At 46.2% G+C, this 1,477-nt stretch carries 3 protein-coding genes; all 3 read right to left on the bottom strand.

The window, feature by feature from the left end; all coding sequences use genetic code 11:
* The coding region (locus tag A3739_RS21215; protein WP_304440299.1) for a flagellar hook assembly protein FlgD at positions 1 to 420 on the bottom strand (420 nt) is incomplete at its 3' end.
* Positions 421 to 432: 12 nt separating this feature from the next.
* Positions 433 to 867 carry a flagellar basal body rod protein FlgC gene (flgC, locus tag A3739_RS21220; protein ID WP_068476541.1) on the bottom strand — a complete coding sequence of 145 codons (435 nt, stop codon included), beginning with the start codon at positions 865 to 867 and terminating at the stop codon, positions 433 to 435.
* A gap of 2 nt (positions 868 to 869) precedes the next feature.
* Entirely contained in the window at positions 870 to 1,271 is a 402-nt protein-coding gene (flgB, locus tag A3739_RS21225; RefSeq protein WP_068476543.1) for a flagellar basal body rod protein FlgB, read from the bottom strand.
* Positions 1,272 to 1,477 lie beyond the last annotated feature (206 nt).

Here is a 1,477-nt window from a genome sequence, read left to right on the forward strand (position 1 = left end):
CACGAGCTCACCTGAACCATTCAAAATAGAGATAGAAAGATTGCTAGTTCCAGACGGAATGTCTGCAATGCCGCTAATCGTTCCACTTGCCGAAAGTGGAGCCTCAGCGCCTGGCACCAACACAGAGCGCCCAACCATGGCAGACGCTTGCAATGCTTGTGTAGACTGGAACTTATTGGTGAAGTTATTCACCGTGTTGTTAATTTGTTGCATTTCTTCTAGCGCACTAAATTCAGCTAGCTGCGAGATAAAGGCACCGTTATCTTGAGGCTCAAGAGGGTTTTGATTCTCGAGCTGAGCGATCATCAGATCCAAAAACTCGTTTTTACCCAAGTCACCTTTCTTTGCCGCTTCGCCGTTATTTTCTAAGCGATACTGCGCTAGAGGATCAGCAACACCGGAGGTATTAATACTTGTCATCGTCTATCTCGCCTATTGGCCTAAAGTTAAAATTCGTTGCATCATGGTTTTGGCTGCCTCCATGACATCGACATTTGTTTGAAAACTGCGCGAGGCGGACATCATGTCAGCCATTTCCTCTACAACATTCACATTGGGATATATGACGTAGCCCTGCTCATCCGCCAAAGGGTGATCCGGCTGATAACGCATATCCAACGCTGCATCACTCTCGACAATACCTTTAATCTGAACACCTTGAGAACCCGCATCTGTCATACTCGGCATTGCACCTGTCATAGCGCTTTCTTGAATCGCTGCAAATACAGGCTTTCGCGCTCGATACACTTCGCCAGTACTGCTCGCTGCACTATCTGCATTCGCGATGTTACTAGCGGTTGTATTTAAACGTACCGACTGTGCCGACATGCCAGAACCGGCAATATTAAAAATGGAATTTAAAGACATGCTTATTCACCCTTTATTGCTTTGCTTAGGGATTTAAACTTTCCATTCAAGAACTGAAAGCTCGCCTGATAGTCGAGAACATTCTTGGTAAATTCAGCAAGCTCTTGCTGCGTATCTACTGTGTTCCCGTCTACGGATGGCTGAGTTGGCGTTCGGTAAAGAACTTCCGCTCCGGATTGACCTTGGTTCGGAGCAATGTGACCGCCTTGCGTAGCGCTCATCGCTAACTGCCCATCAAGCATGCTTTGCTGTTCAGCCATCGCCGCTTTGAAGTCAATGTCGCGCGCTTTGAATCCGGGCGTATCTGCATTTGCTAAGTTGTTTGCCATCAACTCAGCACGCTGCACTCGAAGCTCTACAGCTTGCGGGTGAACACCTAATGCATTTTGAAATGAAATCGCCATTTAACTCATCCTAGTTAATCTAAGAGGTTAAAAAGCAAGAGAAGTGCCAATTATTTTTTCTTATTTTTCAATAACTTATAAATTGCCGCTTTTATTGCCCGCGGCAAGGCTTATCCGTCATGCGACGCGAGCGTTATTGGCCAGTCCAAAAAGAAAAACTATCCTCTAAAACGGGGTCTACAATACGCTTTGCGTCTCCTTCAGGC

The organism is Oleiphilus sp. HI0067 (genome assembly GCF_001635735.1).